This window comes from Variovorax sp. EBFNA2, assembly GCF_033802765.1.
In the GTDB taxonomy this organism is placed as follows: Bacteria; Pseudomonadota; Gammaproteobacteria; order Burkholderiales; family Burkholderiaceae_C; genus Variovorax; species Variovorax paradoxus_H.
On sequence record NZ_CP138496.1, the window covers coordinates 5,772,034 to 5,793,422 of the forward strand.

21 protein-coding genes are annotated in these 21,389 nt (G+C 68.6%); 5 read left to right on the plus strand and 16 right to left on the minus strand.

What is annotated here, in order from left to right; translation table 11 throughout:
- Window positions 1–71: 71 nt before the first annotated feature.
- The 4 genes from RZE79_RS27130 to RZE79_RS27145 all read right to left on the minus strand — a co-directional run bounded on the left by RZE79_RS27130 (window position 72) and on the right by RZE79_RS27145 (window position 3,357).
- Complete coding sequence (locus RZE79_RS27130) at window positions 72–1,766, minus strand: MFS transporter (protein WP_153281930.1); 1,695 nt, start codon at window positions 1,764–1,766, stop codon at window positions 72–74.
- Between the two features lie 195 nt (window positions 1,767–1,961).
- Window positions 1,962–2,606 (minus strand): 2-hydroxychromene-2-carboxylate isomerase, encoded by a 645-nt coding sequence (locus tag RZE79_RS27135; RefSeq protein WP_101490498.1) that lies wholly within the window; start codon window positions 2,604–2,606, stop codon window positions 1,962–1,964.
- Window positions 2,603–2,872 (minus strand): DUF1289 domain-containing protein, encoded by a 270-nt coding sequence (locus tag RZE79_RS27140; RefSeq protein WP_319357617.1) that lies wholly within the window; start codon window positions 2,870–2,872, stop codon window positions 2,603–2,605. The genes RZE79_RS27135 and RZE79_RS27140 overlap by 4 nt, the downstream gene beginning before the upstream one ends.
- Window positions 2,869–3,357, minus strand: coding sequence for a YbaK/EbsC family protein (locus RZE79_RS27145; RefSeq protein WP_056577405.1), 489 nt, complete (start codon window positions 3,355–3,357; stop codon window positions 2,869–2,871). Before RZE79_RS27145 ends, RZE79_RS27140 begins: the two co-directional genes overlap by 4 nt.
- A gap of 449 nt (window positions 3,358–3,806) precedes the next feature.
- Between RZE79_RS27145 and nirB the strand changes: the two genes are divergently transcribed.
- From nirB to RZE79_RS27165, 4 genes are read left to right on the plus strand one after another with little or no spacing between them, the layout of a single operon-like run.
- Window positions 3,807–6,326: a nitrite reductase large subunit NirB gene (nirB, locus tag RZE79_RS27150; RefSeq protein ID WP_319357618.1), complete on the plus strand. Its 2,520-nt coding sequence runs from the start codon at window positions 3,807–3,809 to the stop codon at window positions 6,324–6,326.
- A gap of 24 nt (window positions 6,327–6,350) precedes the next feature.
- Window positions 6,351–6,692, plus strand: coding sequence for a nitrite reductase small subunit NirD (gene nirD / locus RZE79_RS27155; protein ID WP_153281926.1), 342 nt, complete (start codon window positions 6,351–6,353; stop codon window positions 6,690–6,692).
- A gap of 48 nt (window positions 6,693–6,740) precedes the next feature.
- Window positions 6,741–7,553, plus strand: coding sequence for a formate/nitrite transporter family protein (locus RZE79_RS27160; RefSeq protein WP_319357619.1), 813 nt, complete (start codon window positions 6,741–6,743; stop codon window positions 7,551–7,553).
- A 32-nt stretch (window positions 7,554–7,585) separates the two neighbouring features.
- On the plus strand, window positions 7,586–9,337 hold the full coding sequence (locus RZE79_RS27165; protein WP_319357620.1) for a protein kinase: 1,752 nt from the start codon (window positions 7,586–7,588) through the stop codon (window positions 9,335–9,337).
- Window positions 9,338–9,347: 10 nt separating this feature from the next.
- Here the strand turns inward: RZE79_RS27165 and RZE79_RS27170 are convergent, their stop codons facing one another.
- The 8 genes from RZE79_RS27170 to RZE79_RS27205 all read right to left on the minus strand — a co-directional run bounded on the left by RZE79_RS27170 (window position 9,348) and on the right by RZE79_RS27205 (window position 16,450).
- Window positions 9,348–10,268, minus strand: a complete 921-nt coding sequence (locus RZE79_RS27170) for a hydroxymethylglutaryl-CoA lyase (protein WP_319357621.1) — start codon at window positions 10,266–10,268, stop codon at window positions 9,348–9,350.
- A 164-nt stretch (window positions 10,269–10,432) separates the two neighbouring features.
- Window positions 10,433–10,729, minus strand: coding sequence for an acylphosphatase (locus RZE79_RS27175; RefSeq protein WP_319357622.1), 297 nt, complete (start codon window positions 10,727–10,729; stop codon window positions 10,433–10,435).
- Window positions 10,730–10,738: 9 nt separating this feature from the next.
- On the minus strand, window positions 10,739–11,908 hold the full coding sequence (locus tag RZE79_RS27180; RefSeq protein WP_319357623.1) for an acyl-CoA dehydrogenase family protein: 1,170 nt from the start codon (window positions 11,906–11,908) through the stop codon (window positions 10,739–10,741).
- Window positions 11,905–13,131, minus strand: coding sequence for a CoA transferase (locus RZE79_RS27185; protein ID WP_319357624.1), 1,227 nt, complete (start codon window positions 13,129–13,131; stop codon window positions 11,905–11,907). Before RZE79_RS27185 ends, RZE79_RS27180 begins: the two co-directional genes overlap by 4 nt.
- 130 nt (window positions 13,132–13,261) lie before the next feature.
- Window positions 13,262–14,272 carry a tripartite tricarboxylate transporter substrate binding protein gene (locus RZE79_RS27190; RefSeq protein WP_319357625.1) on the minus strand — a complete coding sequence of 337 codons (1,011 nt, stop codon included), beginning with the start codon at window positions 14,270–14,272 and terminating at the stop codon, window positions 13,262–13,264.
- Between the two features lie 25 nt (window positions 14,273–14,297).
- Window positions 14,298–14,690, minus strand: a complete 393-nt coding sequence (locus tag RZE79_RS27195; RefSeq protein ID WP_319357626.1) for a cupin domain-containing protein — start codon at window positions 14,688–14,690, stop codon at window positions 14,298–14,300.
- The gene (locus RZE79_RS27200; RefSeq protein ID WP_319357627.1) at window positions 14,687–15,436 is read right to left on the minus strand and encodes an IclR family transcriptional regulator; all 750 of its coding nucleotides are present in this window, start codon (window positions 15,434–15,436) and stop codon (window positions 14,687–14,689) included. Before RZE79_RS27200 ends, RZE79_RS27195 begins: the two co-directional genes overlap by 4 nt.
- A 93-nt stretch (window positions 15,437–15,529) precedes the next feature.
- Window positions 15,530–16,450, minus strand: a complete 921-nt coding sequence (locus RZE79_RS27205; RefSeq protein WP_319357628.1) for a glyoxylate/hydroxypyruvate reductase A — start codon at window positions 16,448–16,450, stop codon at window positions 15,530–15,532.
- Between the two features lie 87 nt (window positions 16,451–16,537).
- Here RZE79_RS27205 and RZE79_RS27210 point away from each other — a divergent pair, with 87 nt between their 5' ends.
- Window positions 16,538–16,852 (plus strand): EthD family reductase, encoded by a 315-nt coding sequence (locus RZE79_RS27210; RefSeq protein WP_319357629.1) that lies wholly within the window; start codon window positions 16,538–16,540, stop codon window positions 16,850–16,852.
- A gap of 25 nt (window positions 16,853–16,877) precedes the next feature.
- On the opposite strand, the gene RZE79_RS27215 is transcribed toward RZE79_RS27210, so the two are convergent.
- From RZE79_RS27215 to RZE79_RS27230, 4 genes are read right to left on the minus strand one after another with little or no spacing between them, the layout of a single operon-like run.
- Window positions 16,878–17,840, minus strand: a complete 963-nt coding sequence (locus tag RZE79_RS27215) for a DUF4349 domain-containing protein (protein ID WP_319357630.1) — start codon at window positions 17,838–17,840, stop codon at window positions 16,878–16,880.
- A 59-nt stretch (window positions 17,841–17,899) separates the two neighbouring features.
- Window positions 17,900–19,900 carry an acetyl/propionyl/methylcrotonyl-CoA carboxylase subunit alpha gene (locus tag RZE79_RS27220; protein ID WP_319357631.1) on the minus strand — a complete coding sequence of 667 codons (2,001 nt, stop codon included), beginning with the start codon at window positions 19,898–19,900 and terminating at the stop codon, window positions 17,900–17,902.
- Window positions 19,893–20,564: a DUF4126 domain-containing protein gene (locus RZE79_RS27225; protein WP_319357632.1), complete on the minus strand. Its 672-nt coding sequence runs from the start codon at window positions 20,562–20,564 to the stop codon at window positions 19,893–19,895. Before RZE79_RS27225 ends, RZE79_RS27220 begins: the two co-directional genes overlap by 8 nt.
- Window positions 20,565–20,583: 19 nt before the next feature.
- Window positions 20,584–21,378 (minus strand): enoyl-CoA hydratase/isomerase family protein, encoded by a 795-nt coding sequence (locus RZE79_RS27230; RefSeq protein ID WP_319357633.1) that lies wholly within the window; start codon window positions 21,376–21,378, stop codon window positions 20,584–20,586.
- Window positions 21,379–21,389 lie beyond the last annotated feature (11 nt).

Consider the following 21,389-nt stretch of genomic DNA (forward strand, 5'->3'; position numbering starts at 1 on the left):
ATGCCGTGGGCATGAAGCCTCTTTGTTGAACGGAGGGCAGCCGCCGCGCGGCTCCCTCCAGGTGCCACCGATCAGTCGTTGGCGTAGATGTCCACGTCCTTGGTCTCGCGGATGAACAGCGTGCCGATCACCAGCGTGATGCCCGCGATGATGATCGGGTACCACAGGCCGTTGTACATGTTGCCGGTCGAGGCCACGATGGCGAAGGCGGTGGTCGGCAGCAGGCCGCCGAACCAGCCGTTGCCGATGTGGTACGGCAGGCTCATCGAGGTGTAGCGGATGCGCGTGGGGAACATCTCGACCAGCATCGCGGCGATCGGGCCGTAGACCATGGTCACCAGCAGCACCAGCCAGAACAGCAACACGATGGTCAGCACCTTGTTGATCTTGGCGGGGTCGGCCTTGGACGGGTAGCCCGCAACCTTCAGGTCTTCGGCCACGCCCTTCTTGAAGGCGGCGATGGCCTTGACGCTGGTCTCGTCGAACTTGGAGTTCGCGACCACGCCGGTGGGCGCCTCGATGGTCTTGCTGCCGATCTTCACGACGGCGGCAGAGCCGGGCGCGCCGGCCACGTTCTCGTAGCTCACCGAGTTCTGCACGAGGTAGCGCTTGGCGATGTCGCACGAGCTCTTGAAGTCGATCTCGCGGGCCACCGGGTTGCCCTGGAACGAGCAGGTCTTCGGGTCGGCCGTCACGGTGACGCCGGCCGTGGCTTGCGCGCGGGCCAGGTCAGGGTTGGCGGCTTCGGTCAGCATCTTGAAGACCGGGAAGTACGTGACCACGGCCAGCAGGCAGCCGGCCATGATGATCGGCTTGCGGCCGATCTTGTCGGACAGCGTGCCGAACACCACGAAGAAGGGCGTGCCCAGCAGCAGCGCGGCGGCGATCATTAGGTTGGCCGTGGTCGCATCGACCTTGAGCTGCTGCGTCAGGAAGAACAGCGCATAGAACTGGCCCGAGTACCAGACCACGGCCTGGCCGGCGGTGAGGCCCACCAGCGCCAGGATCACGATCTTCAGGTTCTTCCACTCGCCGAACGATTCGGACAGCGGCGCCTTCGAGGTCTTGCCCTCGGCCTTCATTTTCTGGAAGGCCGGCGACTCGCTCAGCGACAGGCGGATCCACACCGAGACGCCCAGCAGCAGGATCGACACCAGGAACGGAATGCGCCAGCCCCAGTCGCCGAAGGCCTGCTCACCCAGCCAGGTGCGCACGCCCAGAATGACGATCAGGCTCAGGAACAGGCCGAGCGTGGCCGTGGTCTGGATCCACGAGGTGTAGGCACCGCGCTTGCCGTGCGGCGAGTGCTCGGCCACATAGGTGGCAGCACCGCCGTACTCGCCGCCGAGCGCCAGGCCCTGCAGCATGCGCAGCGCGATCAGGATCACCGGCGCCGCGACGCCGATGGTCGCGTAGCTGGGCAAGAGGCCGACGATGAACGTCGACAGGCCCATGATCAGGATCGTCACCAGGAAGGTGTACTTGCGGCCGATCATGTCGCCCAGGCGGCCGAACACGATGGCGCCGAACGGACGCACCAGGAAGCCGGCGGCAAACGCCAGCAGCGCGAAGATGAAGGCCGCGCCCGCATCCAGGCCGCTGAAGAACTGCTTCGCGATGATCGCGGCGAGCGAACCGTACAGATAGAAGTCGTACCACTCGAACACGGTGCCGAGCGAGGAGGCGAAGATGACCTTCTTCTCCTCCGCGGACATGGGCCGGGGGGCCGGATGCGGCATTCCCCTTGAATCTAGCGTGGCTGCCATCGTCGTCTCCTGGTGTGTATGTATGCGTTCATCGGTGCCCGGCATTCGGGACCGTGAGGCATTTTTGGAGGCGCGACTGACCCGAGGCTTTCGCGAAACTGAACGGGCGCTTACGGTTTAGGGTGAAACCCGCGCTGCACGTTTCAGCTTGTAAGAAACAAAGACCCTGCGCGGGTTTGTCCTCATCCGGCCTTTTCAGCCCTTGCTGCTGCGCAGCAACGAGGGCCGCTGGTCGGCACCGGTCCATTGCGGACCGTCGAACCACGCATCGCCCTGCAGGTAGGCGCGCAGCATCGCGAGGCCGTCGAAGCCCCAGAACAGGCGCCCGTCGACCACGTAGCACGGCACGCCGAACACGCCCTGCGCCACGGCCTCGTCGGTGTTGCGCTTGAGCAGGGCCTTGTTCTCGTCGCCGTTCACGTCGCGCTTGGGCTGCAGCTGCGCCGTGAGCGCGGCCAGCCGCGTGGCGTCGCCCGCTTCTTCGCCGCCGCGCCACACGTGGCGAAAGAGGGTTTCGGCGGCCAGGCGATTGATGCTGCCGTCGTCGCCCGTGGCCACGGCCAGGCGCAGGTGCGGCAGCGGGTTGTAAGGGTGCGAGGCCGGCATCTCGATGGGGATGCCGTGCGCCTGGCCCAGCCACAGCACGTGGCGGTAGGTCCAGCTGCGCTTGGAAGGAATCTCGGCCGGGCCGAGCTGGCCGTGGTGCTTGAGCAGCGCACCCAGCAGCACGGGCTTGTAGGCCACGCTCACGCTCAGGCCTTCGAGCGCCTCGGGCAGGTGCTCGAACGCGAGGTGCGCGTAAGGCGAAATGAAGTCGAGATAAAAGTCGATGTGCTTCATGCGTCGGTGTCTCCGGGGGTGGTTTCGGGCACGCGCCAGATGCCCGCCTGGGCGCGCAGTTCGATCGCGCGCCACACCTGGCGCCGCGTGTCGTCTTCCATCTTGCTCCAGCCGGCAATCTCGGGGATGGTGCGCAGGCACCCTTCGCAGAAACCGCTCAGGCGGTCCATGCGGCACACCGACGAGCATGGCGAAGGCACCTCGCCGGCCATGCGCTGCACGGCGGTGGCGCGGTCGGCGAGCGCGTGCGCTTCGTCGAAGTTCACACCACGTCGGCCACCGGCGCGCCGGTGAGCTTCTCTAGATCGTTCGGGTGCAACTGGAACACGGCATGCGGATGGCCCGCGGCGGCCCAGATTTCCTCAAAGCGGAACAGCTCGCGGTCGATCAGCACCACGGGCTTGGTCACATGGCCCACCGGCGAGACGCCGCCGATGGTGAAGCCGGTGCGCGCCTTCACGAAGTCGGCGTCGGCGCGGCCGGTCTTGCCGACGATGGCGTCGACCTTCTTCTCGTCGACGCGCTTGTCGCCCGAGGTGATGACCAGCACCGCCGCCTCGTCGCTCTTGCGGCGAAAGATGATGCTCTTGGCGATCTGACCGACCGAGATGCCGAGCGCGTCGGCGGCCTGCTGCGCGGTGCGGCAGGCGTCGTCGAGCATGCGGGGCGCATGGGGGTGGCCGGCGTCCTGCAGCACGCGGGAGACGCGCTGGACACCTTCAGGAAGGGAATGGAGTTCGGAGCCGCACATGGCAAGTTCTTCGAGGTTCGTGGGGGCGTTCGCCCCGCGTTGCAAGGCCCCGAGCATACGGAAAAGCCCCGCGCACCGACGCCACCGCCTCCGCTCACCCTTCAAGCCCGGCGCACCAATGCGGAGAGCGCCGGCGCACGACGCCCGTGCGCGCCGCGGCCGTCCCGGTCCGATTTCGGTGCGCCACCGGCCGATGAGGCCCGCCCCACGGGCTTTTGAGCGCGGCACGCTTATTGCTGAACACGGTGGCGACCCACCGGCTTCTGCGGCGGGTTCGCATTGCCTCCGCTAACGACGGCGGGGTTCAAGCGCACCGATGGCCGCCCGCCGCCGGTTCGTCTGCTCCAACCCATTTCGCATCCGTTCCGTCGCGGGGGCCCCAACGACGCTGTCTGTTCGACAGCGGCCGCGGGGGCGCCTTCCAGGGCCGGTTGCGTGCAGGACCCCCAATGAAGATCGCAGTCATCGGCCACGGCATGGTCGGCCACAAATTCCTCGAGCAACTCCACACGCTCGGCATTCCCGATGCACAGGTCACCGTGCTGTGCGAAGAGCCGCGCCCGGCCTACGACCGGGTGCACCTGTCCGAATACTTCTCCGGCAAGACGGCCGACGACCTGTCGCTGGTCGAGCCGGGCTTCTTCGAGCGCAGCGGCTTCACGCTGCGCCTGGCGGCCCGCGCGGCGGCCATCGAGCGGCGCAACAACACCGTCACCACGGCCGACGGCGAGGTGATCGCCTACGACAAGCTGGTGCTGGCCACCGGCTCCAACCCCTTCGTGCCGGCCGTGCCGGGCCGCGACCGGCCGAACTGCTTTGTCTACCGCACCATCGAGGACCTCGACGCCATGAAGGCCTGCGGCGCCAGGTCGCGCAGCGGCGTGGTGGTGGGCGGCGGCCTGCTGGGCCTGGAATGCGCCAAGGCGCTGCGCGACATGGGCCTGGAAACGCACGTGGTCGAGTTCGCGCCGCGCCTCATGGCCGTGCAGGTCGACGAAGGCGGTGGCCGTGCATTGCGCGGCAGCATCGAGGCGCTGGGCCTGCATGTGCACACCGGCCGCAACACGGTGGAGATCACCGACGGCGCGAGCGCGCGGCACCGCATGGTGTTCACCGACGGCACGCACCTGGAGACCGACATGATCGTGTTCTCCGCCGGCATCCGCCCACGCGACGAGCTCGCGCGCCAGAGCCTGCTGGCCGTCGGTCCGCGCGGCGGCGTGGCGATCGACAGCCACTGCCGCACCAGCGACCGCAACGTCTACGCCATCGGCGAGTGCGCGTCGTGGAACGAACAGACCTTCGGCCTCGTCGCGCCGGGCTACGACATGGCGCGCGTGGCCGCCCGCCACATCGCCGGCCAGGACGACGCGGCCTTCACCGGCGCCGACCTGAGCACCAAGCTCAAGCTGATGGGCGTCGATGTGGCCAGCATCGGCGACGCGCACGGCAAGACGCCGAAGTCGCGCGCCTACCAGTTCATCGACGAGCGCAAGCAGGTCTACAAGAAGATCGTGGTCAGCGAAGACGGCAAGCAGCTGCTGGGCGCGGTGCTGGTCGGCGACGCCACCGAGTACGGCACGCTGCTGCAGCTGGCGCTCAACGGCATCGCACTGCCCGACGAGCCCGAGTTCCTGATCCTGCCGTCGAGCGACGGCAAGGCCAAGCCGGGCCTGGGCGTCGATGCGCTGCCCGACAGCGCGCAGATCTGCTCGTGCAACAGCGTCACCAAGGGCCAGATCTGCGAGGCCGTGGGCCAGGGCGTGTGCACGCCCGCCGAGATGAAGGCCTGCACCCAGGCCGGCGCCACCTGCGGCGGCTGCGTGCCGCTGGTCACGCAGGTCATGAAGATGGAAATGGCCAAGCGCGGCATGGCCGTGAACAACCACCTGTGCGAGCACTTCCCGTACTCGCGCCAGGAGCTGTACCACCTCATCCGCGTGGGCGAGATCCGCAGCTTCGCCGACCTGCTCACGAAGCACGGCAAGGGCCTGGGCTGCGACATCTGCAAGCCGACCGCCGCGAGCATCTTCGCCTCGTGCTGGAACGAGTTCGTGCTCAAGAAAGACCTGGCCGGCCTGCAGGACAGCAACGACTACTTCCTGGGCAACATCCAGAAGGACGGCACCTACTCCGTGGTGCCGCGCATGCCCGGCGGCGAGGTCACGCCCGACGGGTTGATCGCCGTGGGCCATGTGGCCAAGAAGTACGGCCTGTACACCAAGATCACCGGCGGTGCGCGCGTGGACATGTTCGGTGCGCGCGTCGAGCAACTGCCGTCCATCTGGGAAGAACTCATCGCCGCCGGCTTCGAGTCGGGCCATGCCTACGGCAAGTCCCTGCGCACGGTGAAGAGCTGCGTGGGCTCCACCTGGTGCCGCTACGGCGTGGACGACAGCGTCGGCCTGGCCGTCGAACTGGAGAACCGCTACAAGGGCCTGCGCGCGCCGCACAAGATCAAGTTCGGCGTGTCGGGCTGCACCCGCGAATGCGCCGAGGCGCAGGGCAAGGACGTCGGCATCATCGCCACCGACAAGGGCTGGAACCTCTACGTGTGCGGCAACGGCGGCATGAAGCCGCGCCACGCCGAGCTGCTGGCGAGCGACCTGACCAAGGCCGACCTCATCCGCATGATCGACCGCTTCCTGATGTTCTACGTGCGCACGGCCGACCGCCTGCAGCGCACCAGCACCTGGCGCGAGAACCTCGAAGGCGGCCTCGACTACCTCAAGGGCGTGCTGCTGCAGGACACGCTGGGCCTGGGCGCCGAGCTCGAGACGCAGATGCAGCACGTGGTCGACACCTACCAGTGCGAATGGAAGACCGCCGTGACCGACCCCGCCACGCGCCAGCGCTTCCGCTCCTTCGTGAACAGCGAGAAGCCCGATGAGCACATCGTCTTCGTGCAGGAACGCGGCCAGAACCGCCCGGCGCGTCCCGAAGAGCGCCGCGAAACCAGCGCCGCCTGAGCGAACAAAAAAGGACAACCCACCATGACCACTGACACCCTGAACTGGACCGCCGTGTGCGCCGCCGGCGACATCCTCCCCGACACCGGCGTGTGCGCGCTGGTCGATGGCGTGCATGTCGCGATCTTCCGCGTCGGCCAGGAGCCCTCGCTCTTCGCCATCGACAACGTCGACCCGAAGGCCGGCGCCAGTGTGCTCTCGCGCGGGCTGGTCGGCAGCCTGGGCGACCGCATCGTGGTGGCCTCGCCGCTCTACAAGAACCACTTCGACCTGCGCAGCGGCGAATGCCTCGAGGCGCCCGAGCACTCGGTGCGCGCGCATGCGGTGCGCGTCGAAAACGGCCGCGTGCTCGTCGCGCTCGCCTGACGACCGCCCCCTCTTCTCTTTCTTTCAGCCTCTCTCCAAGGACTCCGAATGGCCTACCTCGCTCCTGCCGAATTCGTGACCAAGATGGTCGACGCCGGTGAATCCAAGCTGCTGATGTCCACGCGCGACACGCTGATCCGCTCGTACATGGCGGGCGCCATCCTCGCGCTGGCCGCGGCCTTTGCCGTGAGCATCACCGTGAACACCGGCAATGCGCTGGTGGGCGCGATGCTGTTCCCGGTCGGTTTCATCATGCTGTACCTGCTGGGCTTCGACCTGCTCACCGGCGTGTTCACGCTGGCGCCGCTGGCCGTGCTCGACAAGCGCCCCGGCGCCACCTGGGCCGGCGTGATGCGCAACTGGAGCCTGGTGTTCGTGGGCAACTTCGCCGGTGCGCTGACCGTCGCGGTGTTCATGGCGATCATCTTCACCTTCGGCTTCAGCGAGGCGCCCAACGCCATCGGCGAGAAGCTCGGCCACATCGGCGAAGGCCGCACGCTGGGCTACTCCGCGCACGGCGCGGCCGGCATGCTCACGCTGTTCATTCGCGGCGTGATGTGCAACTGGATGGTCTCGACCGGCGTGGTCGCGGCCATGATGTCGACCACCGTGTCGGGCAAGGCCATCGGCATGTGGATGCCCGTGATGATCTTCTTCTACATGGGCTTCGAGCATTCCATCGTCAACATGTTCCTGTTCCCCGCCGGCCTGATGCTGGGCGGCAAGTTCACCTTCATGGACTACCTGATCTGGAACGAGCTGCCCACCGTGGTCGGCAACCTCGTCGGCGGCCTGACCTTCGTGGGCCTCACGCTGTACGCCACGCACTACAAGACGGCCGCCAAGCGCGTGATCGGCTGAACCGCAGCAGCAGCAGCATCACCACGGTTCGCATGCCCGCGCCGCCGCGCAAGCAGCTGCGCGTGACGCTCGGCCAGCACTCGCTGGCGGGGAGCCACGCGCCGGTCAACCAGGACTTCCACGGCGCCATGCTGCCCGAGGGCACGCTGCGCGCGTCCAAGGGCATCGCCGTGGCGCTGGCCGACGGCATCGGCTCCAGCCGCGTGAGCCAGGTGGCGAGCGCGGCGGCCGTGCGCGGCTTTCTCGACGACTACTACGCCACCTCCGACACCTGGTCGGTGCAACGCGCGGCGCAGCGCGTGCTGGGCGCCACCAACGCCTGGCTGCATGCGCAGACCCAGCGCAGCGACGCGCGCTTCGACAAGGACAGCGGCTACGTCTGCACCTTCAGCGCACTGATCCTCAAGGGCCGCGACGCGCACCTGCTGCACGTGGGCGATGCGCGCATCCACCGGCTGCACGCCGGCGCGCTCGAACAGCTCACCGAGGACCACCGCGTGCGCGTGTCGTCGGTCGAGTCGTACCTCGGCCGCGCGCTGGGCGCGGGCGCGCATGTCGAGATCGACCATCGATGCTGGGAAGCGGAGGTGGGCGAGGTCTACCTGCTGGCCACCGACGGCGCCTACACGCACCTGGACGCCGCCGCCGTGCACGAAGCCTTGGCGCTGCACGCCGACAACTTCGACGAAGCAGCGCGCTGGCTCGCGGAGGCTGCGCGCACCAAAGGCAGCACCGACGACATCACCGTGCAGCTGCTGCGCATCGACGAGCTGCCCGACGCCGCCGCGCCGCCCGCGCAGCTGCAGCGCGAAGGCTTGGCGATGCCGCCGGCGCTGGCGCCGCGCGCCCGCTTCGAGGGCTTCAGCCTCGTGCGCGAGATCCACATGAGTTCGCGCAGCCATGTGTACCTGGCCACCGACGACGCCACCGGCCAGCCCGCCGTGCTGAAGCTGCCGTCGGTCGACCTGCGCGACGACCCCGACTACCTCGACCGCTTCGTGCTCGAGGAGTGGGTGGCGCGGCGCATCGACAGCCCGCACGTGCTCAAGGCCAGCGCCGTCGAGCGCCCGCGCGCGCACCTGTACGTGGCCATGGAGTACGTCGACGGCCACACGCTCGCGCAGTGGATGGTCGACCATCCCCGGCCCGACCTGGACAGCGTGCGCGGCATCGTCGCGCAGCTCGCGCGCGGCCTGCAGGCGCTGCACGGCAAGGAGATGCTGCACCAGGACCTGCGGCCCGAGAACGTGATGATCGACCGCACCGGCACCGTGAAGATCATCGACCTCGCCTCGACCCACGTCGCCGGCCTGGCCGACGGCAGCGGCGAAGCCCGCGCGCTCGCCATCGAAGGCACGCTGCAATACACCGCGCCCGAGTACTTCACCGGCCACGGCGGCAGCGCGCGCTCCGACCTGTTCTCGCTGGCCGCGATCGTCTACCAGATGCTGTGCGGCCAGCTGCCTTACGGCCTGCAGGTGTCACGCGTCCGCACGCCGGCCGACGTGGGCCGGCTGCGCTACGTGCCCGTGCGCCACCTGCGGCCCGAGCTGCCCGCGTGGGTCGACGCTGTGCTGCAGAAGGCGCTGCACCCGCAGGCTGCGAAGCGGCAGCAGGCCGTGTCGGAGTTCGTGCACGACCTGCGCACGCCGGGCCCGGAGTTCCTGAGCGCGCGGATGCCGCCGCTGATCGAGCGCCGCCCCGTGCTCTTCTGGCAGTGCACCACCGTGCTGCTGGCCGCGGCGGTGGTCGTGCTGCTGGGGCTGCGCGCCTTCGGGCGCTGAAAAGAAAAACTCAGCCCGCGCGCTTGGTGCGGATCGCCTTCGAGGCGCGCGAGTTCGGTTCGCGGCCCAGCGCTTCGCTGATGTACACGCCGGCGTCGATCAACTTGTCCAGGTCGATGCCGGTCGAAATGCCCATGCCGTGCAGCATGTAGACCACGTCTTCGGTCGCGACGTTGCCCGTTGCGCCCTTGGCGTACGGACAGCCGCCGAGGCCGGCCGACGACGACTGGAAGTTCCACACACCCAGTTCGAGCGCCGCCAGCGTGTTGACCAGCGCCTGCCCGTAGGTGTCGTGGAAGTGGCCGGAGATGGCGTCGACATCGAAGTGCGCCAGCGTGGCCTCCATGGCCGCCTGCACCTTGCGCGGCGTGCCCACGCCGATGGTGTCGGCCACGTCCACGCGCTGCACGCCGATGCCCTTCATCAGTTGCGCGAGGTAACCGACCTTGGACGGATCGATCTCGCCTTCGTAGGGGCAGCCCACCGTGCACGACATCGCGCCGCGCACGGCGATGCCCTTCGCGCGCGCCGCCTCGACCACGGGCGCGAAGCGCTCGATGCTCTCGGCGATCGAGCAGTTGATGTTCTTCTGGCTGAAGGCCTCGCTCGCGGCGCCGAACACCACGATCTCGTCGGGCCACTCGTCGCGCGGCGCGGCGATGGCGGCCTCGAAGCCCTTCATGTTGGGCGTGAGCACCGAGTAGAGAACGCCCGGCTTGCGCGTGATGCCGTGCATCACCTCGGCGTTGTCGGCCATCTGCGGCACCCACTTGGGCGAGACGAAGCTGGTGACCTCGATCTCTTTCAGGCCGGCGTCCTGCAGGCGGTGCACGAGGCCGATCTTGACCTCGGCGGACACGGGTTGCTTTTCGTTCTGGAGGCCGTCGCGCGGACCGACGTCGACGAGCTTGACCTGGGCGGGGAGTTTCATGGGATGTCTCTTGTGTCGCTGTCGCGGGAGGATGCTGAAAAACCGGCTTCGATTGTCTGACACATGGGCTTGCGCTGCAGGGTACACAAGTCGCAGAAGGTAGCAATGCGCGCCTGTGGGGTTGCAAATGGTGCCAACCGATCAGCGCTGCAGGAAAACAGCCGCTAGACGGTTTCGCGCTGCGCGAAGCCGTCGGGCAGATCGTCCGCGGCGTCGGCCTCGTTCACATCGACCGCGTCCACGCGCGCACCCGCCGGTCCCTGGCGCGCCCAATGCACCAGCGCCTCGACCGCATCGGCGGCGCCGGCCACGAGCGCTTCCACGTTGCCGTCGCGCCGGTTGCGCACCCAGCCGCGCACGCCGAGCCGCTGCGCGGCCTGCATCATCGACCAGCGGTAGCCCACGCCTTGCACGAGGCCGTGGACGACGAGATGGCGGGTGACGGTAGCGTTGGCGTTCATGAACGGTGGTCAGTACGACTTCGGCAGCCCCAGCGCTTTTTCGGCGATGAAGTTCAGGATCATCTGCGGGCTGACCGGCGCGATGCGCGGGATGTAGCTCTCGCGCAGCAGGCGTTCGACATGGTATTCCTTCGCATAACCCATGCCGCCGAGCGTGAGAACGGCGTTCTGGCAGGCGTCGTGCGCCGCCTCGGCCGCGAGGTACTTGGCGGCGTTGGCCTCGATGCCGCAGGGCTCGTTCGCGTCGTACAGCGTGGCGGCCTTGAAGACCATCAGGTCGGCCGCTTCCAGGTTGGCCCAGGCGCGCGCGAGCGGGTGCGCCACGCCCTGGTTCTGGCCGATGGGCCGGCCGAACACGACGCGCTCCTGCGCGTACTGCGCCGCGATGCGCAGCGCGGCGCGGCCGATGCCGATGGCTTCGGCCGCAATCAATATGCGCTCGGGGTTCAGCCCGTGCAGGATGTATTCGAAGCCGCGGCCCTCCTCGCCGATGCGGTCTCCTTCAGGCACTTCCAGGCCGTCGATGAAGAGCATGTTGGAGTCGACCGCCGCGCGGCCGAGCTTGTGGATCTCGCGCACCTCGACCTTGCTGCGGTCCAGCGCCGTGTAGAACAGCGTGAGGCCCTGCGTGGGCTTCTTCACCTGGTCGAGCGGCGTGGTGCGCGTGAGGATCAGCATGCGGTCGGCCACCTGCGCGGTCGAGATCCAGATCTTGCGGCCGTGCAGCAGGTAGCTGCCGTTCGGCTGGCGCACCGCCTGCGTCTTGAGGCTCGTGGTGTCGAGCCCCGCATCGGGCTCGGTCACGGCGAAGCAGGCCTTCTCGGTGCCCGCGATGAGCGGCGGCAGGAAGCGCTGGCGCTGCGCCTCGGTGCCGAACACCACCACCGGGTTGAGGCCGAAGATGTTCATGTGCACCGACGACGCGCCCGACATGCCCGCGCCCGAGGCGCTGATGGCACGCATCATCAGCGCCGCCTCGGTGATGCCGAGCCCCGCACCGCCCTGCGCTTCGGGCATCGCGATGCCGAGCCAGCCGCTCTCGGCGACGGCGCGGTGGAATTCATGCGGGAACACGGCGCGGTCGTCGTGGTCGCGCCAGTAGTCGATGGGGAAGTCTTCGCACAGGCGCTCGATGGCCGCGACGAGCGAGCGCTGGTCTTCGTTCAGGGAGAAATTCATGGGCTGTCGTCTTTCATGGGTTCCGGCTGCAGCGTGACGCCGCGCGCGAGCATGCGGTCGATGGCTTCGTCCGCATAGCCCGCTTCGCGCAGCAGCTCGACGCTCTGTTCGCCGATGCGCGGCGTAGGCCGGCGGATGGCCGCGGGCGTGGCGCTGTAGCGGCCGACGGGCGCGAGCGTGCGGATGCGGCCCTCGGTCGGATGGTCGAACTCGGGGAAGAAATCGACGGCGCGCAGGTGCGGGTCGTCGAGCAGGCTTTCGGTCGTGTGCAGGCGTGCGACGGGAATGTCGGCCGCTTCCAGCAGCGCCATCCATTCGTCGCTGCCGCGCGTGGCCATCACCTCGGCCACGAACGCATAGACCGCGCCGATGTTCGCGGCGCGCGCCGTGTGCGTGCCGAACATCGGCGAAGCGCGCAGCTCGGGCCGGCCGATCACGTCGAAGAAGGCTTGCCAGTGCTTGTCGTTGTAGATGAGCACGCCGAGATAACCGTCGGCCGTGGCGTAGGGCTTGCGGTGCTCCGCGAGCAGGCGCGCGTAGCCGGTGGGCCCGAGCGGCGGCTCGAAGCTGTGGCCGCCGAGGTGGTCGCCCATCACGAACTGCGAGAGCGCTTCGAACATCGGAACCTCCACCGCCTGGCCCTGGCCGGTGCGCTGCGCGCTGAGCACGGCGGCCAGCAGCGCGATGGCCGCCTGCAGGCCCACGGCGCGGTCGGCCAGCGTGACGGGCGCGTAGCGCGGCGCACCGCCGCTTTGCTGCGCGAAGAGCGAGGCGACACCGGCCGCGCCCTGGATCAGGTCGTCGTAGGCGGGCTTGCCGGCATACGGGCCTTCTTCGCCATAGCCGAACGCGCCGAGGTAGACGATCTTCGGATTGACCGCGGCCACGGCCTCGTAGCCGAGCCCCAGCCGCGCCATCGCCTGCGGACGCGTGTTGTAGATGAGCGCGTCGCAGCCCGCCGCGAGCCGCAGGCAGGCCTCGCGGCCTTCGGGCTGCTTGAGGTCGAGCACGATGGAGCGCTTGTTGCGGTTCAGGTGCATCGCCATCGCGCCCATGCCCGCATGGCGCATCGGGCCGACGGCGCGCAGGTTGTCGCCGGAGGGTGGCTCGACCTTGATGATGTCGGCGCCGAGGTCGCCGAGCGTCTGCGTGGCGTACGGGCCCATCACCACGGCCGTGAGGTCGAGGATGCGGATGCCCTGAAGAGGTCCGAAGGTGTTCATGACTTGGTGTTGGCTCCTTCCCCCTCTGGGGGAAGGTTGGGATGGGGGCAGGCAGAGCGCCCGATGGATGCGCCGCTTGCCCCCACCCCGGCCCTCCCCCAGAGGGGGAGGGAGAAAGTCAGTTCAGCGCTCATTCCGGCTGAATGCCCGCAGCCTGAATCAGCTTCTTCCACTTCGCCAGCTCCGACACGGTGAACGCCCCGAGTTCTTCCGGCCTGCTGCCGAACGCATCGAAGCCCAGCTTCGTCACACGCTCGCGGAAGGTAGTCCCGTTCGCCATATCCGACAGCGCCTTGTTGAGCTTCAGCACGACGTCGCGCGGCGTGCCGGCCGGCGCGAACACGCCGTTCCACGAGGTGATGTCGAAGCCCTTGAGCTCGGGCGTGTCGGCCAGCGGCGGCAGTTCGGGAAAGAGCTTGGTGCGCTCCTGCGTGGTGACCGCAATCGCGCGCATCTTGCCGGCCTTGACCGTCGCGAGCCCCGCGGCGAGGTCGACCACCATCATCGAGACCTGTCCGCCGATGAGGTCGGCGATGGCCGGCGGCGTGCTTTTGTAGGGCACGTGCAGCATCGGGATACCGCTCATGCGCGACAGCGTGGCGCCGCTCACGATGCCGGTGCTGTTGCCGCTCGCGTAGGTCAGCTTGCCGGGATGCGCACGGCCCCAGGCCAGCAGCTCGGCGACGCTCTTCACGGGCAGGTCATTGTTCACCACCAGCATGAACGGCAGGTTGCCCATGCGGCTCACGGGCGCGAAGTCTTTCACCGGGTCGTAGGGCAGCGACTTCATCAGGCTCGGGTTGGCCGAGTGCGTGGTGTTGGTCGTCATGAAGAGCGTGTAGCCGTCAGGCGGGGCCTTGGCCACCAGCTCGGCCGCGATCACGCCGCTGGCGCCGGCGCGGTTGTCGACGATCACCGAGCCCTTGAGCGCCTCGCCCAGCATCTGCGCGGTGATGCGCGCCACCGCGTCGGTGCCGCTGCCGGCCGCGAAGGGCACGATGAGCTTGATCGGTTGCTTCGGGTAGCCGTCCTGCGCAAAGGCCCAGGGCGCAGCGCCCACGAGGCCCGCGGCAGCGCCGATGGAAATGAAGCGGCGGCGGCTTTCCACCGCGACTGTTTCTGTCGCGTTCTTCGTCTGCATGGTTGTTGTCTCCGGGGGTTGTCGTTCAGGGCCGGATCACGCGCTCCGGCGATTCCTCGTACGGCGGGCTGTAGATCACCAGCACGCGCACCGGCTCGTCGCTCACCACCGTGAAGGTGTGCATCGCGTCGGCCGGGAAAAAGCAGCTGTCGCCAGGATGCAGCTCCTGCCGCTGGCCGCCCACCTCGGCGACCGCGCGGCCTTCGAGCATGTAGCAGACCTGTTCGATGCCCGGGTGCGCATGCGGCAGCGCGCCCTTGCCCTTCTGGATGTGCCCCACCAGCACCTCGAGCTGCTTCGCACCCACGGTCTCGGGGCCGATGAGCCGCTTGTTCAGCGTGCCGGTGTGGTTGGCCGGGTGGTAGCCGGTGATCTCGTCCTCGCGGACGAAGTAGCGCGCAGCAGCGGATGCGGTCATCGGGGGCTTTCTGTCTTGGGTTCGATCGCGAGGCAGGCCGAGCGCAGCATCGCGGCGATGTCGTCGATGCGCGCTTCCATGCGGTAGCGCGGGCCGGCCACCGAGATCGCGTAGGCCTCGCCGCCGATGCGCAGCGGCCAGGCCAGGCCGATCAGGTCGGGAATGCTTTCGCCGAGGTTGCCGTACCAGCCGCGCGCGGCGCCGCGCTGCAGCTCGGCCTCGATGGCGTCGGCGGTGGTGAGCGTGGCGTCGGTGAGCGGCGTGAGCGTCATGCCGTCGAGCCGCTTGCGGCGCGCCTCGGGCGCGAGCGTGGAAAGCAGCGCGCGGCCCATCGAGTTGGCGTACGCGGGGCGCGTTTCGCCCGACTCGGCCGTGTAGCGGATGCGCTGCGGCGCGCTCAGCACGTCGAGATAGACGACGTTTTCCGCATCGCGGAACTTGCCGAACACCACGGTCTCGCCCGCGGCGTCGCGCAGTTCTTCGAGCGTGGCCTTCACCCGGTCGAGCACCGGGTCGTGCGCGGCGATGACCTGCGCCATCGCCAGCAACCGGCCCGTGGGGTAGTAGCCCTGGCGGCGGCCGGTCTCGTACATGTAGCCCTGCTCTTCGAGCGTGCGGATCAGGCCCAGGCAGCTGGACACCGGCATCTCGAGCAGCCGCGCCATCTCGGACAGGGCCAGCGGCTGCTTCTCCCTGGCAAAGAGCTCGACGATCTCGATCACGCGAAACGCTGTTTTCACAACCATGAAGAAATTTTCTCGTATGTGAAAAACAAAAGCGTCGGGGTTTTCCCCCGCCGGCCGCGTTTCAGCCGGATCGTCGTCGTCGGCGCAGGGGCGTCAGTAGCCCCGGACGGGATCGACGATGCCGACGATCGGCAGGCCCTGCTCCATCGCGCGGATCTTCCCGGCGATCTGGGCGATGGACTCCTCGCGCAGCGTGCGCGCCGAGCCGTGCGGCGTGACGGTGATCTTCGGGTGGCGCCAGAAGGCGTGGTCGGCCGGCAGCGGCTCGACCTGGAACACGTCGAGCGTCGCGCCCGCGAGCTGGCCGGCGTCGAGCATCGGGATCAGGTCGTCTTCGACCAGGTGGCCGCCGCGCGCGATGCTGATGAGATAGCCCTCGGGCTTGAGCTTGCCCAGCGTCGTGCGGTTCAGGATGCCGCGCGTGGATTCGGTCAGCGGCAGCAGGTTGACCAGCACGCGCGTGGAGGCCAGGAACTCGTCGAACTGCGCCTCGCCGCTGAACACCTGCACGCCGTCGAGCGCCTTGGGCGAACGGCTCCAGCCGAGCACCGGAAATTCGAACTGTGCCACGGCCTTGGCCACGCGCTCGCCGAGCACGCCCAGGCCCATGATGCCGACCGGAAAATCGCGCCGCAGCTTGGGCTTGCGGTAGCTCCACTTGCCCTCGCGCGCATCGGCCTCGTACACGTCGAACTCGCGAAAGTGGCGAATGAGCGTGTGGCACACGTACTCGGCCATCTGCACCGACATGCCCGCGTCGTCGAGCCGCACGATGCGCGTGTGCGCCGGCACCTTGAGCTTGAGCAGCGCATCGACGCCCGCGCCGATGTTGAACAGGCCGCGCAGGTTCGGCTGCTCGTCGAGAAACTGCTGGGGCGGCGCCCACACCACGCCGTGGTCGGCCTGCGGCGCGCCGGGCGCCCAGGCTTCGATGGTGGCTTCGGGGAGTTCGGCCTTCAGGCCATTGATCCAGGGATCGGGACGGTTGTCGGTGAGGTAGACGGAGATTCGCATGGGCGCCATCTTAGAAGGCACCGGCTTGTTGCGCTGCGCGCCCTCCCCTATGCTCGACCGCATTCAGCCACCCAGGAGACACCCCAAATGATCAAAGTCAGCGTGATGTACCCCCACACCCCCGGCGCGCGGTTCGACCACGACTACTACCGCGACCAGCACATGCCGATGCTCAAGGCCCGCATGGGCGACGCCTGCCTCTCGTACACCATCGACAAGGGCCTGGGCGGCGGCGCACCGGGCACGCCGCCCGCGTATGTCGGCATGTGCCACGTGTTCGCCGAATCGGTCGAGTCCTTCCAGAAGGCCTTCGGCCCGCACATGAAGGAGATCCAGGGCGACATCAAGAACTACACCGACATCGTGCCGGTGATGCAGATCAGCGAAGTGGTGGTGGGCTGACGCACCACTTCGCTTCCGAACGGACTCAGGCCTTGCCGGTCCGGCGACGGCGCCACAGCACCCGCACCAGCCACCCCACGGGCAGCACCACCAGCAGCAGCCACGGCAGCGCCGCGGCCACGAAGGTGATGAGCGCGCCCACGCTTTCGGCCAGCACGTCGCCCGCGTTGCGCAGCGCATGCGCCATCGGGCTGTAGCCGTCGCTGCCGCTCACCAGCGCGCGCTTGGGCGTGAACTGGATCTGGATGTGCTGCTTGCTGGTCTGCTGCGCCAGCACCTTGCGCTGCGTGGCGATGGCGTCGAGCTCGGCTTGCGTGTCCGACAGCGTGCGCTGGATCGCCAGCAGGTCGGCCATGGTGCGCTTGGTGACGGTGTCGCGCAGCATGACGCGCAGGCTGTCGCGAAACTCGGTGCGGTTCTTGATGCGGGCCTCGACGTCGATCACCTCGGAGGTCTTGTCCTCGCTGGTGGTGGTGTGCGAGACCACATTCGCCACGCCGGCCAGGCCGCCGAGCAGCTTGTCGACGTCGGCAGGTTCGACGCGCATCTCGAGCAGGGCGTTGCCCGGCTGCTGCGGCGTCTCGCGCAGCAGCGACGAAGACAGCAGCTCGCACTTCAGCGTGCCGCACAGGTCGCGCACCTTGCCCCAGGCGTCGGCCAGCTGCTCGGCCGGCACTTCGACATTCAGGTCCTGCCGCACGGCCAGGAAGCGTTGCAACGCGGTCTCGCCGCTGCCGCCCCGCGCCTCGTCGGACTGCGACGCGGCGATTTCGGCTTGCGGCGCGCTCGCCCGCTGCACTTTCATGGCACCGCCATAGCCCATCGGCGGTGCCGGCATGGGCGCGGAGGCCGGCGCGGCAGACTCGGCACTGCGCTCGCGGTCGCAGCCGGCCAGCGACAGGGCGGCCGCCAGGGCCAGCAGGACAGCGCCCGCGCGATGGCGCACGGCAGCGCGAGGTGTCGACACGGAAAGGGTGCGGCGGATCATCAGGACTCCTTGAAAAGAATGACTACCACCGCTGATACGGACCAGCGTCCGCAACGGGGTTAAGCCGCCGCAGCCATTCGCAACAATTCGTCGCCCTCCGCCACCTGCTCGCCCGGCGAGAACATCAGTTCTTCCACCGTGCCGTCGGCGGGCGCGGCGATGGTGTGCTCCATCTTCATGGCTTCCATCACGGCCAGCGGCTGGCCGCGGCTGACCTTGTCGCCGGCCTTGACCGCGAAGGACACGACCTTGCCGGGCATCGGCGCCGTGAGGCGACCGCCTTCGGACTGGGTGTCGCCCGCGTGGGCGAGGCGGTCGATGGCCGTGAGGCGCGTGGCGCCCTTCGCCGCGAACACGTGGGCGGTGGCGCCGTCCAGGTGCACGTCGAGGGTCTGGCGCGTGCCGACGAATTCGAGCTCGAACTCGCCCGAGGGAAAACGGCCGACCGTCAGCGGGCCATTCACGCCGCCCACTTCGAGGTTCAGGCCGCCGTCGCGGCGGTAGGTCAGCAGCGCGCTGTGCTCGGCGCCGCGGAACTCGAAGTCGAAGCGGCGCTTGTATTCGCCGTGCGCGCGCCAGCCGTCGCGGCGCTCGAAGGGGTCGGGCACGCCGACCGGTGCTTCGGTGACCAGCGTGCGCGTGATGGCGGCGGCGGCGGCCAGTGGCAGGCCCAGCGGCTCGCGGTCGAACAGCACGGCGCGCTCGCGCTCGATGAGCGCGGTGTCGAGGTTGGCCTTCGAGAACGACTCGGTCGCCAGGATGCCGCGCAAAAACTGCACGTTGGTCGACACGCCCACGATCTGCACCTGCGCCAGCGCGGCGTCGAGCCGGGCCAGCGCCTCGGCGCGCGTGCTGCCGTGCACGATGAGCTTGGCGATCATCGAGTCGTAGAAGGGCGAGATCTCGCCGCCCTCGCGCACGCCGTCGTCGATGCGCACGCGGCTGCGCTGGAAGGCCGTGGCCTGCGGCTTGCGGTACACGCGCAAGGTGCCGGTGGCGGGCAGGAAGTTGTTGTCGGGGTTCTCGGCGCAGATGCGCGCCTCGATGGCGTGGCCGTGGATCTGCAGTTCCGATTGCTTGGCGGGCAGCGGCTCGCCCGAGGCCACGCGCAGCTGCCATTCGACGAGGTCGAGGCCCGTGATCGCTTCGGTCACCGGGTGCTCCACCTGCAGGCGCGTGTTCATCTCCATGAAGAAGAAGTTCATTTCGCCGCCTTCGCGCTGCTCGACGATGAACTCGACCGTGCCCGCACCGACGTAGTTCACGGCGCGCGCCGCAGCCACGGCCGCATCGCCCATTTCCTTGCGCATCGCCTCGGTCATGCCGGGCGCGGGCGCTTCTTCGAGCACCTTCTGGTGGCGGCGCTGCACCGAGCAGTCGCGCTCGAACAGGTACACGTAGTTGCCCTGCGTGTCGCCGAACACCTGGATCTCGATGTGGCGCGGGCGCTGCACGTACTTCTCGATCAGCACCGCGTCGTCGCCGAAGCTGTTGATGGCCTCGCGCTTGCACGAGGCCAGCGCGGCCTCGAAGTCCGCGGCCTTGTCGACCGCGCGCATGCCCTTGCCACCGCCGCCGGCGCTGGCCTTGATGAGCACCGGGTAGCCGATGCGGTCGGCCTCGCGCTGCAGCAGCGCCGGGTCCTGGTCGTGGCCGTGGTAGCCGGGCACCAGCGGCACGCCGGCCTTTTCCATCAGCTGCTTCGACTCGGCCTTCAGGCCCATGGCCTTGATCGCCGAGGGCGGCGGGCCGATGAAGGCCAGGCCGGCGTCGGCGCAGGCCTGCGCGAACTCTTCGTTCTCGCTGAGGAAGCCGTAGCCCGGGTGCACGGCTTCGGCGCCCGTGGCCTTGGCGGCTTCGAGGATCTTTTCCCAGCGCAGGTAGCTGTCCTTCGGGGCGCTGCCGCCGAGGTACACCGACTCGTCGCAGGCGCGCACATGGTTGGCGTGCGCATCGGCATCGGAATAGACGGCGACCGTGCGGATGGCCATGCGGCGTGCAGTTGCAGCAACACGGCAGGCAATTTCACCGCGATTCGCAATCAGGATCTTCTTAAACATTAGGGGTGTCTCCCGGAGGATTCTTTTTCAGTTGAAAGGCGGACGTGACGCCCGGATCGGGCCGGCCACTGAAGATGCGTGCCACGCGGCTGAACAGCGCGCGCAGAAAACGCCAGCTCTTGCGGATGAGCCACACGCTGAGCACGAGCACGAAGACGAACAGCACCAGAAAGACCAGCGGATGCGCCACCGCGAGCCACAGCCCGGCCGGCACCATCGAGTCTTCGACCAGCGACGCACCGACGTTCGAGAACGGCTCGGGCGAGGTGTTGATGGCCGCGCGCGTGGTGGCCTTGGCCGCATGCGCCATGGCCGCGAAGCCGCCGCCCAGCAGCGCCGCCACGACGGCCATCGCGCCATGGTCGGCGCCGAACACGCTGGCCGCGAGCGCCGCGCCGGCGGGGATGCGGATGGCGGTATGCACCACGTCCCAGAGCGAGTCGAGGCCGGGAATCTTGTCGGCGAAGAACTCGACGAACACCATGAAGCCGCTGACCGCGAGCACGATCGGATGCGCGAGCATCTGCAGCCCCGAAGGCAGCGGCACCCAGCCGAAGTAGCCGACCAGGCCGGTCAGCAGCACGACGAGGTACAGGCGCACGCCGCTGGCCCAGCCGATGGCGGCGGCCAGAGCGAGCAGTTGCGGCATGTCGAGTGCGTTCATGGCGGTCCTTGGTTGGCTGTCAGCCGGCGAGCCAGGACGGCTTGCGCTTCTGCAGGAAAGCCTGCACGCCCTCGCGGCCTTCGTCGCTGGCGCGGATGTCGGCGATGCCTTCGACGGTCTTGGCGATGAGCGCGCCGTCGATCTCGCGGCCGGCCACGTCGGCGATCAGCTGCTTGCAGGCGCGCACGGCGGCGGGGCTGGCGCCGATGAGTGCCTTGATGAGTTCATCGACCTTGGCATCGAGTGCGTCGGCCGCGACCACTTCATGCACGAAGCCGATGCGGTGCGCCTCGGCGGCGGTGAAGCGCTCGGCCGTGAGGAAGTAGCGCTGCGACGCGCGCGGGCCCATCGCGCGCAGCACGTACGGGCTGATGGTCGCGGGCACGAGGCCGATCTTCACTTCGCTGAGGCAGTACCACGCGGTGTCGACGCTCACGGCCATGTCGCACGCGGCCACGAGCCCCATGCCGCCCGCATACACGTCGCCCTGCACGCGCGCGATGGTCGGCTTGGGGCACTCGGCGATGGTGCGCAGCATGTCGGCCAGCTTGCCCGCGTCGGCGAGGTTTTCGTCCCGCGTGTAGTCGGCCATGCGGCGCATCCAGTTGAGGTTCGCGCCCGCGCAGAAGGCCGGGCCGTTCGCGCCGAGCACGATGGCCTTGACCTGCGGCGCGCCGCCGGCTTCGAGAAAAGCCTGCGTCAGCTCGGCGATCACGACATCGTCGAAGGCGTTGCGCGCGTCGGGCTGGTCGAGCCAGATGCGCGCCACCGCGCCGTCGATGGCGAGGTTCAGCTTGGTGAAGGTGCTGCTCATGCGGTGGCCCT